The sequence below is a fragment of the Pseudomonas lijiangensis genome, from assembly GCF_018968705.1.
Classification (GTDB): Bacteria; Pseudomonadota; Gammaproteobacteria; order Pseudomonadales; family Pseudomonadaceae; genus Aquipseudomonas; species Aquipseudomonas lijiangensis.
Genome location: NZ_CP076668.1, coordinates 4963443 through 4976528, shown reverse-complemented (window position 1 = coordinate 4976528; position 13086 = coordinate 4963443). Strand labels below are relative to the sequence as shown.

The following is a 13086-nucleotide window of genomic DNA, read 5'->3' as shown; positions in this document are numbered from 1 at the left end:
GTGCAACGGAATACTTTCACGTCATGGGGACATGACATGAGGAATTCCAATGAACACCATCCAACGCGCTGTAGTTATCCGGGCCTACGGCGGCGCTGACGCCGCACAAGTTGCCGAGATCGAGAAGCCGACACCAGGGCAAGGCCAGGTTCTGGTTCGGGTCCGAGCCGCTGGCGTGAACGGTATTGACTGGAAAGTTCGCGAAGGTCATGTGCGCAATGCCTTCCCGCTTTCATTGCCTATCGTGCTGGGCGCCGAGATGGCCGGGGTGATCGATGCGGTGGGGCCTGGTGCATCTCGTTTCAGTGTGGGAGACCGTGTCATGGGAGCCATGGGCGGACTGGGCGCGTACGCTGAATTCGTGGCCGTCAGCGAAGCGAGCCTTTCTCCTACTCCTGAGGCACTGGACGACGTACAGGCGGCTGCCATGCCTGTAGCTGCCGTTGCAGCCTGGAACAGTCTTCATCACGCAGGGCCGATCTTTGCAGGTCAGCGAGTCCTGATTCATGGCGCAGCAGGTGGGTTAGGCGCTTATGCCGTGCAGTACGCCAAGCGTGCGGGCGCCGAGGTCATCGCCACGGCGGGTACTGCCGACCTGAATTACGTGCGTAGCCTTGGCGCCGACGAGGTCATTGACTACCAGTCTCAACGCTTCGAAAACCTCGTCCGGAATATTGACCTGGTGCTCGACTACGTCGGGGGCGAGGTACTGGACCGTTCGTGGCAGGTGTTGGCGCAGAACGGCGTGGTTGTCGGCACGTCATCGCCCGACATCCTCGCCCGAACGCCCGCGAATCGCCGAAGCCTTTGGTTCATGAATAAACCGGATCCTCAATTGCTGGAGACACTGGCCAGGGAAGTAGCCAGCGGCACGCTTCAGTCGAGGATCGGTGACGTAGTTGGCTTTTCTGATATCCCCAAGGCAATCGAACGCAATCGCACCGTTTCACGGACGGGCAAGGTCGTTGCGGATTTCACTTACTGATCCACTTCAAATCCCTCGCAGGAGTTTCAAAAATGAGCATTCTGGTTATTGGTGCCACGGGCACCATTGGTTCACTGATCACTCAAGGCCTTGCTGGTGCAGGCACCGAGGTGAAAGCCCTTGTGCGTCAAGCGGGTAAGCGGGAATTCCCGGTTGGCGTCACTGAAGTTGTCGCAGACCTCACTGACGTAGCGTCGATGCGCGTTGCGCTCTCGTCGGTACGCACGCTGTTCCTGCTCAATGCAGTGACGCCTGATGAGGTCACCCAAGCGCTTATCACGCTGAACCTTGCTCGCGAGGCGGGAATTGAGCGCATTGTTTATCTGTCGGTGATTCATGCCGACAGGTTCACCAATGTCCCGCACTTCACCGGCAAGCATACGGTTGAGCGCATGATCGAAAGCCTCGACATGCCTGCCACTGTCCTGCGGCCAGCGTACTTCATGCAAAACGACCGCATGGTCCAACAGACTATTCAGAATTACTCGGTATATCCAATGCCGATCGGCGCAGCGGGTGTGTCGATGATTGATGCACGCGATATCGCTGATGTCGCGGTTGCCGAGTTGCTGCGACGCGACAAAGCACCCGCTGCGCTGGAACGTATAACGCTGGAACTGGTTGGGCCGCAAGCGCTTACCGGTGCGTCCGTGGCGAATATCTGGAGCGCTGCTCTGGGCCGCGAGATCACGTACGGGGGTGATGACGTAGCCGCTTTTGAAGGGCAACTGGCTTCGTATGGTCCCACTTGGCTGGCTTATGACATGCGGCTCATGATGGCGGGTATCCAGACTTTCGGGATGCAGTCCACTCAAGGCACGGTAGAAAAGCTTCAGGCCATCATTGGGCGCCCGCTGCGCACCTACGAAGACTTCGTGCGCGAGGCTATTGCCGAGGATTGAGCCGCCTTGGCGAAGAGGAGGCTTCATTTTTGGCTAGCGTACTGCCCCCATTAAACCGTCAGGTCGTGTGGAAACCACCCATAAATGAAAAAGCCCGGACTCAAGAGCCCGGGCTTTTTCATTCAACCAGTAACTACGCTATCAAGCGCCGTAAACCGGCAGTTTTGCGCAGATGGCTTTCACTTTCTCACGAACGGCGTCGATTACCGCTTCGTTGTTCAGGTCAGCCAGGATGTCGCAGATCCAGCCTGCCAGTTCCTTGCACTCTGCTTCCTTGAAGCCGCGAGTGGTCACTGCCGGGGTGCCGAAGCGCAGGCCGGAGGTGACGAACGGGGAGCGTGGGTCGTTCGGGACGGAGTTCTTGTTCACGGTGATGAAGGCGCGGCCCAGGGCGGCGTCTGCGTCTTTACCGGAGATGTCCTGTTTGATCAGCGACAGCAGGAACAGGTGGTTTTCAGTACCGCCGGAAACCACGTCGAAACCGCGCTCGATGAACACGCCAGCCATGGCCTTGGCGTTCTTGACCACTTGTTGCTGGTAGGCCTTGAACTCAGGTTGCAGTGCTTCCTTGAAGCAGACAGCCTTGGCCGCGATGACGTGCTCCAGTGGGCCGCCCTGTGCGCCAGGGAATACTGCCGAGTTCAGCTTCTTCTCGATGTCGGCATTGGCACGAGCCAGGATCAGGCCGCCGCGTGGGCCGCGCAGGGTTTTGTGGGTCGTGGTGGTGACCACGTCGGCGAATGGAACCGGGTTCGGGTAGACACCAGCGGCAACCAGACCGGCTACGTGGGCCATGTCGACGAACAGGTAGGCACCGACCTTGTCAGCGATTTCGCGGAAACGGGCGAAGTCCAGAACCTGGGAGTAGGCAGAGAAACCGGCCACGATCATTTTTGGCTTGTGCTCGACAGCCAGACGCTCGACTTCGTCGTAGTCGATCATGCCATTGGCATCGATACCGTACTGAACGGCGTTGTACAGCTTGCCCGAGGAGCTGACGCTGGCGCCGTGGGTCAGGTGACCGCCGTGAGCCAGGCTCATGCCCAGGATGGTGTCGCCGCCTTGCAGCAGAGCCAGGTAAACAGCGGAGTTCGCCTGGGAGCCAGCGTGTGGCTGGACGTTGGCGTAATCAGCGCCGAACAGCTCTTTGGCGCGGTCGATTGCCAGTTGCTCAACGACGTCGACGTACTCGCAGCCACCGTAGTAGCGCTTGCCCGGATAGCCTTCAGCGTACTTGTTGGTCAGGACCGAGCCCTGAGCCTCCATGACAGCCGGGCTGGTGTAGTTTTCCGAGGCAATCAGTTCGATGTGCTCTTCCTGGCGCAGGGCTTCCTGTTCCATTGCGGCAAAAAGATCGGAGTCGTACTTCGCGAGAGTCAAATCACGGCTGAACATGGCAGTCCTCGAGGGGTTGGAGCGGAAAAGGGGAGCATTCTACCCCATCGCGTTTTATCTGGCATATGAAAGGGGTTCATTTGGTGGATGAGCGGAAGGCAAGTAGGGGAGAGCTACAAGCGGCAAGCTATAAGCTACAAGCAAGAGTGCTCAGCGATCCGCTTTTGCTTTTACTTGAAGCTCCCAACTTGCAGCTTGCCGCTCTGTTCCTGTTCGACTCAGTCGAACATGAACAACGCATCATTGCTGAACTGCGCCTCGAACTGCGAAGCCGGCATCGGGCGGCCGAAGAGGTAGCCCTGGACTTCGTCGCAGCCGTGTTCGCGAAGGAACTCCAGCTGTTCGTGGGTTTCGACGCCTTCGGCGATGACCGCCAGGTTCAGGCTGTGGGCCATGGCGATGATGGCGCGGGCGATCTGTGCGTCCTGTTCGCCCGATGGCAGGCCATCGACGAAGGTGCGGTCGATTTTCAGTACGTCGATCGGGAACTGCTTGAGGTAGTTCAGCGATGAATAGCCGGTGCCGAAGTCATCGACCGCGATGCTCAGGCCAAGATTCTTCAGGCCGTCGAGCATCTGCATGGCTTCGTTGACTTCGCGCATCAGGATACTTTCTGTCAGTTCCAGCTCCAGGCACGCCGGTGGCAGGCCGGTTTCGCCCAGCATCCGGGCGATGCGCTTGCCGAGCTGGCCGTCCGAGAACTGTCTGGCGGAAATGTTCACCGACACTTTGGGAACCCGCACTTTTGCCTGATGCCAGCTCTTGAGCTGACGACAGGCTTCGGCCAGTACCCAGTCCCCGACTTCCACCACCAGGCCGAGTTCTTCTAGAACCGGAATGAATTCGCTGGGCGGCACCAGGCCGCGGCGTGGGTGCCGCCAGCGCAACAGGGCTTCGGCGCCGGTCAGGCGTTTGCCGTCGCCGCTGAACTGAGGCTGGTAGTAGATCGTGAACTCTTGCTGTTCCAGGGCATGGCGCAGGTCGCTTTCCAGTTCCAGGCGTTCCAGTGCCGTGGCGTTCATGTCGGTCTGGTAGAACTGGAAGTTGTTCTTGCCGCGCTCCTTGGCGTGATACATCGCGGTGTCGGCGTTCTTCATCAACTGGCTCAGTTCGTTGCCGTCCTGCGGGCTGAGGGCGATGCCGATACTGGCGGTCACGAAGAACTCACGGCCTTCCAGCACGAAAGGCGTGATCAGGCTGTTGAGGATCTGTTCGGCCACGTGGATCGCACGATTGAGCGCGATCTCGCGTGTGGCTCCCGGTTGCAGCAGCAGGGTGAACTCATCGCCGCCCATGCGTGCGACCGTGTCATCGTCGGCGACACAGGCCAGCAGCCGGGTGGCCATTTCCTTGAGCATGCGGTCGCCGGCGGCGTGGCCCAGGGAGTCGTTGATCGGCTTGAAGCGATCCAGGTCCAGGAACATCAGGACGACCCAGGCCTGCTGTCTTTCTGCATGTTGCAGGGCCGAATACAGGCGGTCCTGGAACAGTGTGCGGTTGGGCAGGTGGGTCAGGGCGTCGTAATAGGCCAGGCGGTGAATGCGTTGCTCACTGGCCTTGCGCTCGCTGATATCGCTGAAGAAGCACACATAGCTGGCCAGATCGCCTTCATCATCGACCACGGCGGTGATGCCGACCCATGCCGGGTAATGCTCGCCATTGCGGCGCTTGAGCCAGACTTCGCCTTCCCAGGTTCCGCGCTGGTTCAACTGCTTGAGGATGTAGCGCAGATGGGCTTCCTGCTCCCGGTCAACGGTGAGCATGTTCGGCAATTGATCGAGCACTTCCGATACGTCATAGCCGCTGACCCGCGTGAAGGCGTCGTTGGCCTGGACGATGTAGCCCGCGGGGTCGGTAATCAGGATGGCAGAGGTCGAGTGCTCGAACACCGTTGCGGCCATGCGCAGGTCTTTTTCGGCTCGGCGCTGGGTGCTGATATCGCGGCCTACGCCCAATATGCCTTCAAATGTCCCGTGCTCATCCCAGACCAGAACCAGTCGCAGTTCTACCGGAATCTTGCGGCCGTCGGCGCGCAGGCAATCGAACAGGTACAACTGGGTGGGAACGGCACTGCGCAGCTTCGCCAGTTCGGGAGGGTTGTCGAGTACTCGCTTGATGCGCGCTATCAGGTTGTAGAAGCCCGAGAGTTGCTGCGGGTTGGCAACGGTTGAGCCCCAGCCATTCTGGATAACCCAGTCGGCTTCGTAGCCCAGAACGCTTTGCACCGATGGGCTGACATAGTTGACTTCCAGCAGCCTGTCGGTGGAGAAGATCACATCACTGATGCTTTCGGCGAGCATCCGGTAGCGCTGCTCGCTGTCGCGCAAGGACTGACTGGCCTCGACCTGGCGTGTGATGTCCTTGGCGACGCCGATGATGCGGGTGACCAGATCTTCCTTGTCCCGTGTCAGGGCTTGTTCGCGGATATCGAAGCAACGCCAGGTAGTGTCCTTGTGGCGAAAGCGCAGGGCACATTGCAGCAGTTCGTTGTGACCGTGATGGCGTTGACGCAGGCGCATGTCCTGATAGCTTTGGGCATCCTCGGGGTGCAGCAGGATTTCCCAGAAAAACTCGCCCATGGCGTGCAGTTCGCTCTTGCTGTAGCCCAGCGTCTGCCCCAGATGGTGGTTGCTGTAGATCATGCGCTGGCTGAGCACGTCCTGGACATACAGATGATCGGGCACGGTGCGGACCACATCCGACCAGAATCGCTCGCGCTCCTGCAATGACAGTTCGATCTGCTTGCGGCTGGTGATGTCGCCGATGCTCAGGATGACGGCGTCATGGTCGGAGCGGGTTTCAGGCAAGCGCAATACCAGCCATAGATGCTGGTCCTGGCCGGACTCACGGGTGAGGCGGATTTCCAGTTCGAGTCGTTGCTGCCGGTTCAGGACCGCCTGAATCACCTGGGTGCCGATGCCGGGCCGCTTGCGCGACTCGCCTTCTATCAGTTGCTGCCAGGCTTCATCGCCACATTTGATATTCAACAGGCTCAGGGCAACCTGATTGACCTCTGTGATGCGTATCTGCTGCAGCAGTCGCTTCAGCAGCACCGGTTGTGTCTCGATAAAGTGATCGAAGTCTTCTGTGGTACGGATCTGGAAGGTTTCGAGCTGCTCAGGCAGGTTGGACATGTCCAGTACGCAGATGGCAACGCCTGCGCCTTCGAAAATATCCTGATAACGGCGGCGACTTTTCAGCAGTTGGCGCTGGCGGCGGCGCATGCTGAGAATGGCGGCCAGGGGCAGGAGTGAAAACAGCAGGCCGACCACGCATTTCACGATCAGGGGCGCAATCAGCTCCTGACGTGCCTTGTGTGCATCGAACAGGCCGTGCAGTTGCCAGTCGCTGTTGCTCAAGGGTTGCAGCAATACGCTTTCGGCCTGCCCTGAATCGGTCTGCATCGATGCGTCGCGCAGGATGACTCGCTGGGTCAGGCGGTTTTCGAGCCGCCACAGATGCTGAAAGTCCTGGCTGGGTTGCTGTATCAGTGCCTTGAGAGCATCCGGCGCCATGCGTACGGCCCAGTAGGCGCCGCCGAGGCCGTCGGCCTGATGCACGAACATGTAGATCTGCAGACCATCTTCGGAACTGGTGTAGTAATAAGGCCGACCCACTGCCTGCTGGAGCGCGCTCTTGAGAAATGCACCGTCCAGTGTGGTTTCGGCGCTGTCGCGGATCACATCGCCCTGAGGACTGAGCCATGCCACGCTGCGCAAGGACGGTACGGTTTCTCGCAGCCTTTGCAGGGTATGTTTCTGAGGCGCGATCTCGTTTCTGGATGGCGTTCCCTCATCCAGCAGGTTCATGGTGATCTGCGCGCTCAGGGCCATGTTGAGGCTCAGGCGGTCTGCGAGTTGCGTACTGTAGTCGAGACTGCGCTGACGCTGGCGCTCCTGTGTCTGGTGAAACTGCTCGAGCAGTTGCCACAACAGCAGTGCAAGCATCAGTAGAACCAGCGCTGCCAGTAGCCCTTTCAAGGAACTACGCAAAGGCACAACGGTTGTGCTTTTGGCTGTTTCTGATGGCGTGGAGGGCGTTGGTGTAGGCAAATCGTTGTTCCTGACTACTGGACTGAAGCAGCGAGTGCGTTATGCAATTAAAGCCCGACGCCCAAAGGGCGGCTAGCATGCCCTGAGTTGTAGCGAAGTGCCAGCCCTGTGGGGCCGGATCGTTTGCCCTACAGGCCGCATTCGGGTAGCTTTGCCCGATGCGCGTTGTAACCCGACTCCTGCAAGAGTGAATCCACTGCCTGCAAACATCGATCCAGCTTTATATTTGCCCGGATGCAGAAGTCCGTTCTCTGTCTGTTTCATTCAAGGCTTTGAATGGCACTGCGGCAAGTAGCAGAGACAAATAAAAGCTCGCGCTTTAATCAGTCACCCTCACAGACGCTAGGTTTTCATTCCATGGCTCAATACGTCTTTACCATGCATCGGCTGAGCAAAGTTGTGCCGCCGAAGCGGGAAATCCTGAAGAACATCTCCCTTTCCTTCTTCCCGGGCGCCAAGATCGGCGTGCTGGGTCTCAACGGTTCGGGTAAATCCACGCTGTTGAAAATCATGGCCGGCGTCGATACCGAGTTCGACGGCGAAGCACGTCCGATGCCCGAGCTGAATGTGGGTTATCTGCCGCAAGAGCCACAACTTGACCCGAACAAGACCGTCCGTGAAGTGGTCGAGGAAGCGGTCAGCGTCATCAAGGACGCTCAGGCCCGCCTGGATCAGGTCTACGCCGAATACGCCGAGCCGGATGCCGACTTCGACAAACTGGCAGCCGAACAGGCCAAGCTGGAAGCGATCCTGCAGGCTGGCGATGGCCATAACCTGGAGCGCCAACTGGAAGTCGCCGCCGATGCGCTGCGTCTGCCAGCCTGGGATGCCAAGGTGTCGGTGTTGTCCGGTGGTGAAAAACGTCGCGTTGCCTTGTGCCGCCTGCTGCTGTCCGCACCGGACATGCTGTTGCTCGACGAACCGACCAACCACCTGGATGCCGATTCCGTCGCCTGGCTTGAGCACTTCCTGCACGACTTCCCGGGCACTGTGGTCGCGATCACGCACGACCGTTACTTCCTGGATAACGTCGCTGGCTGGATTCTGGAACTCGACCGCGGTGCGGGCATTCCATACGAAGGCAACTATTCGGGCTGGCTGGAAGCCAAGTCCGATCGTCTGGCCCAGGAATCCAAGCAGCAGTCGGCCCATGAAAAAGCCATGAAAGACGAGCTGGAGTGGGTTCGCAAAGGTGCCAAGGCGCGTCAGTCCAAATCCAAGGCCCGTCTGCAACGCTTCGAAGAAATGCAATCTCAGGAATTCCAGAAGCGCAGCGAAACCAACGAGATCTACATTCCGGCCGGTCCGCGTCTGGGTGACAAGGTTATCGAGTTCAAGAACGTCTCCAAAGGCTATGGAGACCGCGTGCTGATCGACAACCTGTCGTTTGCCATGCCTAAAGGCGCCATTGTCGGCGTGATCGGTGGTAACGGTGCCGGTAAGTCGACTCTGTTCCGCATGCTGATGGGCAAGGAAGCACCGGACTCGGGCAGCATCGAAATCGGTGAAACCGTGCAACTGGCCTGTGTCGATCAGAGCCGTGACGATCTGGACGGCAGCAAGACCGTGTTCCAGCAGATTTCCGACGGTTCGGACCAGATCCGCATCGGCAACTACGAAATCCCGTCGCGTACCTACGTGGGGCGCTTCAACTTCAAGGGCGGCGACCAGCAGAAGTTCGTCAAGGACCTTTCCGGTGGTGAGCGCGGTCGCTTGCACCTGGCACTGACCTTGAAAGAAGGCGGCAACGTGTTGCTGCTCGACGAACCGTCCAACGACCTGGACGTTGAAACCCTGCGTTCTCTGGAAGAAGCCCTGCTGGACTTCCCGGGCGCCGCCATTGTGATCTCTCACGATCGGTGGTTCCTGGACCGTGTGGCCACCCACATCCTGGCGTACGAAGACGATTCGCAAGCGGTCTTCTTTGAAGGCAACTACACCGAATACGAAGCCGATCGCAAGAAACGTCTGGGCGATGCCGCAGCGCAGCCGCACCGAGTGCGCCACAAGAAGCTGGCTTGATTGACCCCTTCGCGAGCAAGCCCGCTCCCATCTCCGGGAGTGGCGCTTGCCCGTGAAGACTAAGCCCCGGCCGCTCCATCATCGGGTTCGATCAATACGATCTCGATGATCTGATCCCCGGCCGGGCGCTTCCATAGCACCTCGTCTCCCAGTTGCGTCCCCAGCAATGCACGCCCCAGTGGCGAACTCCAGTTGATCAATCCCTTGGCGGCATCGGCCTGATCCTCACCGACCAGTTGCACCCGCTGACGGTTGTCCCTTTCATCCGCGAACGTCACCCAACTACCGATCTGCACCTGATCGGTCGAGATGGCCGGCGTAACCACCTGCGCACTCTGCAGACGCTGGGTGAAATAGCGAAGATCCCGCTCAAGGTCGGCCAGACGCTGTTTGTCGGCGCTGTCCCCCAAAGCCGTCTGGGCGCTGTGCTGTGCCTGCAATTCATTGACTTGCTGTTGCAGCAGCAGGAGTCCGTGGGCAGTGACGTAATTGGGGTGTTCGCTGATCAGACGCTCGACCGGTTGACTGGCCTCTGCGGCGGCGTTGTCTTCATTGACGAAAGCGCGACTCATGGTTTGTCCTCCTCTTTGAGAGTTGGTCCATGGTCGCATCGGATTGGTTTCGTCTGATTTCCTGAAGTGTCTTTAATTTGGACGATAGGCCTTGGCGGCGCTTCTGGTTTTCTCCCGCTCCCAGTCACGGTCGCGGTCATTCCAGACTTGTCCGGGGTCTAGCCGGTCCCGTCGGTCTGCCATGGCCTGGCATTGACGGAACCCGTCGGTCCAGCCCTCGGCATAGAGTGGATCTTTGAGATAGCGGGGGACGTTCTTCTTGAACTGCCCGGTAAATGCCCCGGCCGCTTCCTTGCCGCTGCCGCAGCCATCCTGGAAGCCATCGGCGAATGCCGGTGGATAACCTTCGGCCAGCATATACTCGTGGGCGGACTGACAGCCTGTCAGCACGACAACCAGCCACAACAGCACCCAGCGCAGGTTCATTTCTGTTTTCCTCTACAAGTGACTTCAGTGTAGTTGTCCGCTTGTGAGTTATTTGTCAAAGATGTGTCGGATTTGTAGTGACGTGATAATTCTGTGGAAGCCAGAAAGTGGCGCATCATGAATACTTTGTGGGAGGCAGCTTGCTGGCGACTTCAGCGCACAGCCTCAGAATATCTGCCGTTTTCAAGGCCTTTTCGCCAGCAAGCTGCCTCCCACAGGTTTTGTTTGTGTCTCGTTTGATGGGGCGAATTCAGGCTCAATAGTGATACCACTTCACCTCAAGCATCACTTCATTCTGTGGCGTGGCCAACTGGCTGAACTCGCGCTGGGCGCTCAGGCGCAGGCCCAGGTTGCGGGACAGCTCCCATTGCTGGTTGAGGCTGATGCTGCGCCGTACTTCGCCATTGGTGAAGTAATCGCCCTTGGCCTCCAGGCTCAGGTTACCCAGCGGGTTGCGCCAGAGCAGGCCGGTATTGAAGCCGGCTGCTGGCGAGATGAACTCCGAGAAGTCATTGTTGTGCTCGACCCGCACGGTGCCCAGGGCAAAGCCCAGCACTTCTTCGCCCAGTTTCCAGGTACCGCCGGCACCGCCATTCACATGGCTGACGAGGTTTTCATCGCCATGTTTGCCCGGCACGCGCTCCAGTCCGCCTGTTACTTGCCATGACCATGGCTTGAGCAGGGTATTGCGGGGTGTCAGGGAGCGAATAGTCGCCAGATCCAGTTGTTGCACCTGCCAGTCATTGCCTTCGTACTGACGCAATTTGAGCTGAAGAATCTCGATCTGTGCGCCCAGCGGGAAGCCGTAGGCGTTGTCGTTCAGGTCGTGATAGGCCATGCGCAGACCGTATTCGGCGAAAGCCCGGTCGTTGCGGCTGCCCACGCCCAGTTGCCAGGTCCGTGACTCGTGTCCTTCTTCCGGCAGGCCGGGGCGCTGGATGTCCAGTTGTGCAGGCGGGTTCTGGTTGATGGCTTGCAGGAGCTCAAAGCTGCGCTGCGAACGGGCGGAATCGCGCTCCAGGCCGTTGGCGCGGTAGCGTTCGAGGCGATAGGCCGCATCCTGAATCAGGGCGCGACGCTCCTTGGGTAGCGCCTGGTATTGGCTGTCCTTGAGTTGTGTCTGGTCGGCACTGACTTTCAGCACCCATTCCTGTTCGTCCTGGCTCAGCGGTTCTGCACGGCTCAGCAGTTCACGTTCGCGCGAAGGGCGGTAGTCGATTTTCTCCACCAGCCCGGCGGCCTTTATCGCCTTCACGGTATCGGTGGGGATGGCCGTAAGCTCGAATTGGTTGGTCAGTTTCAGGCCTGGCCGGGCCACCTCCAGCAGTTCCAGCAGGCGGTAAGAGCAGTTTTCATCGAAGAAGAAGTAGCTGAAACGGATCTGCTTCAGTTCCCAGACATGCTCGACCATGCGCTGCGTTTCTTCGCTGGTCAGGTTCAGCCGGTATTCCCACAGGTCGCGGTTTTCCAGGCTGCGGTATTCCGAGAGTTTTTCCTGATAGGGCACCAGCGCAAACAGGCCGGGATAACCTCCCATCAGGCCTTTCCAGGCGTAGAGAATGCTGTTGTCCATGCCTTCGATATAGGCACCGAAGTTGATGGCGTAGCTGAGCAGCGTTGTGCCGCTGGTCTTGGCGCTGGCCGGGTCGATGCGCAGCAATGTGTGGCCGAACATCGAGGACGGGCTGTTGAGATAGGCCGCCGGGAAAATCAGCACTGTGCTGTCCGGTGCCACATCCTTGAACCACGCCTTGAAATCCTTGCAGTCCACGGCAGGCAGATCGGTGAGTTGCAATTGGTCGCGCAGCCAGCGGGTGCGGGACGGATAGACGCACTGGGCATGTGCCTGTTCGTTGCCGACAGGTGCGTAAAGGGCCGCAAGTGTTGCGCTCAGCTCTGCCTTCGGGTCATGGGCACCGTCGGCAGCGAGAAAGAATTTCGGGTCGTCGACGTAACTGCGCCAGCCGCCCAGCTTGCCAGCTTCGTAGTGGCCCAGAGAAAGCCAGAAGGGCTCATTGGCCAGTTGCTGCAAACGGTCTGCGCTCGGATGTGGGGCGGCAGATAACGGGGCACAGACAAACAGCGCCAGATACGCAAGACGTTTGAGCATAGAAAGCAACTTGTCAGGAGATGGGGACCCGCCCTCCGGAACCGAGGGGCGGGCAAACGACTTTAGGCCTGGGTGGCGTATTTGGCCAGGGTCGGATCGTTTTTCAGGACATTGATTGTGTTGCTGTGAACGTCTTCAGCGGTGGTGTCGGCCTTGCTGAAGATCTGCGAGAAGTGCTCATGGGTGACTGCGGCGAAATGCGCACGATCTTCTGGTGCAACGCCCAGGACGACCGCGTAGGTTGTCAGTGCTTCACCTTGGCCCATGGCCATGTCCTTGGAGAGCTCATCCATCATGCCGTTCATGGCCAGCCAGGATTTGCCGCCGTAGGTCAGTGCGCCACTGGTGGAGCAGCCGTTGGTGCCGGAAGTCATGCCGAAGGTGGCGTTACCGGAAGTGCCGTTAGTGGTTGATGCCAGGAAGTGCGCAGGAGTGCCACGCTGGCCTTCGAACAACATGTTGCCCCAGCCACAATCAGGGCCGCCCGGAGCTTGTGCCATTGCATTGATAGAGACTGCGGTGAAGAGCGTTCCAAGAAGAATCCGTTTCATAGCTTTTTTCTCTTTATGTTCAACCAGTGTCGGGGTTCTTGAACCGGTTCGGCGCGACAAATCCTGCGTTC

The 13086-nt window shown here is 59.0% G+C and carries 9 protein-coding genes; 3 read left to right on the top strand and 6 right to left on the bottom strand.

All coding sequences use genetic code 11. From position 1 onward, the window contains the following. Window positions 1-49: 49 nt before the first annotated feature. Together KQP88_RS20840 and KQP88_RS20835 are read left to right on the top strand one after the other, a co-directional pair. On the top strand, window positions 50-985 hold the full coding sequence (locus tag KQP88_RS20840; RefSeq protein WP_216704071.1) for an NADP-dependent oxidoreductase: 936 nt from the start codon (window positions 50-52) through the stop codon (window positions 983-985). A gap of 32 nt (window positions 986-1017) precedes the next feature. Further along, entirely contained in the window at window positions 1018-1887 is an 870-nt protein-coding gene (locus KQP88_RS20835; protein WP_216704070.1) for an NmrA family NAD(P)-binding protein, read from the top strand. A gap of 141 nt (window positions 1888-2028) precedes the next feature. On the opposite strand, the gene glyA is transcribed toward KQP88_RS20835, so the two are convergent. Together glyA and KQP88_RS20825 are read right to left on the bottom strand one after the other, a co-directional pair. After that, the gene (gene glyA / locus KQP88_RS20830; RefSeq protein WP_095067767.1) at window positions 2029-3282 is read right to left on the bottom strand and encodes a serine hydroxymethyltransferase; all 1254 of its coding nucleotides are present in this window, start codon (window positions 3280-3282) and stop codon (window positions 2029-2031) included. A 218-nt stretch (window positions 3283-3500) separates the two neighbouring features. Further along, the gene (locus tag KQP88_RS20825) at window positions 3501-7229 is read right to left on the bottom strand and encodes a sensor domain-containing protein (protein WP_216704069.1); all 3729 of its coding nucleotides are present in this window, start codon (window positions 7227-7229) and stop codon (window positions 3501-3503) included. 462 nt (window positions 7230-7691) lie between these two features. Here KQP88_RS20825 and ettA point away from each other — a divergent pair, with 462 nt between their 5' ends. After that, a complete protein-coding gene (gene ettA, locus KQP88_RS20820; RefSeq protein WP_122318102.1) occupies window positions 7692-9356 on the top strand; it encodes an energy-dependent translational throttle protein EttA in 1665 nt (554 codons plus the stop codon). A gap of 59 nt (window positions 9357-9415) precedes the next feature. Here the strand turns inward: ettA and KQP88_RS20815 are convergent, their stop codons facing one another. The 4 genes from KQP88_RS20815 to KQP88_RS20800 form a co-directional block, all read right to left on the bottom strand. Next, window positions 9416-9928: a GreA/GreB family elongation factor gene (locus tag KQP88_RS20815; RefSeq protein ID WP_216704068.1), complete on the bottom strand. Its 513-nt coding sequence runs from the start codon at window positions 9926-9928 to the stop codon at window positions 9416-9418. A gap of 72 nt (window positions 9929-10000) precedes the next feature. Then, the gene (locus KQP88_RS20810; protein WP_198727964.1) at window positions 10001-10354 is read right to left on the bottom strand and encodes a hypothetical protein; all 354 of its coding nucleotides are present in this window, start codon (window positions 10352-10354) and stop codon (window positions 10001-10003) included. 256 nt (window positions 10355-10610) lie between these two features. Beyond that, window positions 10611-12464 (bottom strand): Lnb N-terminal periplasmic domain-containing protein, encoded by a 1854-nt coding sequence (locus tag KQP88_RS20805; RefSeq protein ID WP_216704067.1) that lies wholly within the window; start codon window positions 12462-12464, stop codon window positions 10611-10613. Between the two features lie 62 nt (window positions 12465-12526). Further along, complete coding sequence (locus KQP88_RS20800; RefSeq protein ID WP_117163433.1) at window positions 12527-13015, bottom strand: DUF3015 domain-containing protein; 489 nt, start codon at window positions 13013-13015, stop codon at window positions 12527-12529. Window positions 13016-13086: the final 71 nt, after the last annotated feature.

Bases quoted from the DNA above. Each gene is read 5' to 3' on its own strand.
- KQP88_RS20815 (WP_216704068.1), bottom strand. From the start codon at position 9,928: ATGAGTCGCGCTTTCGTCAATGAAGACAACGCCGCCGCAGAGGCCAGT.
- KQP88_RS20810 (WP_198727964.1), bottom strand. From the start codon at position 10,354: ATGAACCTGCGCTGGGTGCTGTTGTGGCTGGTTGTCGTGCTGACAGGC.
- KQP88_RS20805 (WP_216704067.1), bottom strand. From the start codon at position 12,464: ATGCTCAAACGTCTTGCGTATCTGGCGCTGTTTGTCTGTGCCCCGTTA.
- ettA (WP_122318102.1), top strand. From the start codon at position 7,692: ATGGCTCAATACGTCTTTACCATGCATCGGCTGAGCAAAGTTGTGCCG.
- KQP88_RS20825 (WP_216704069.1), bottom strand. From the start codon at position 7,229: ATGCTTGCACTGCTGTTGTGGCAACTGCTCGAGCAGTTTCACCAGACA.
- KQP88_RS20840 (WP_216704071.1), top strand. From the start codon at position 50: ATGAACACCATCCAACGCGCTGTAGTTATCCGGGCCTACGGCGGCGCT.
- KQP88_RS20835 (WP_216704070.1), top strand. From the start codon at position 1,018: ATGAGCATTCTGGTTATTGGTGCCACGGGCACCATTGGTTCACTGATC.
- glyA (WP_095067767.1), bottom strand. From the start codon at position 3,282: ATGTTCAGCCGTGATTTGACTCTCGCGAAGTACGACTCCGATCTTTTT.
- KQP88_RS20800 (WP_117163433.1), bottom strand. From the start codon at position 13,015: ATGAAACGGATTCTTCTTGGAACGCTCTTCACCGCAGTCTCTATCAAT.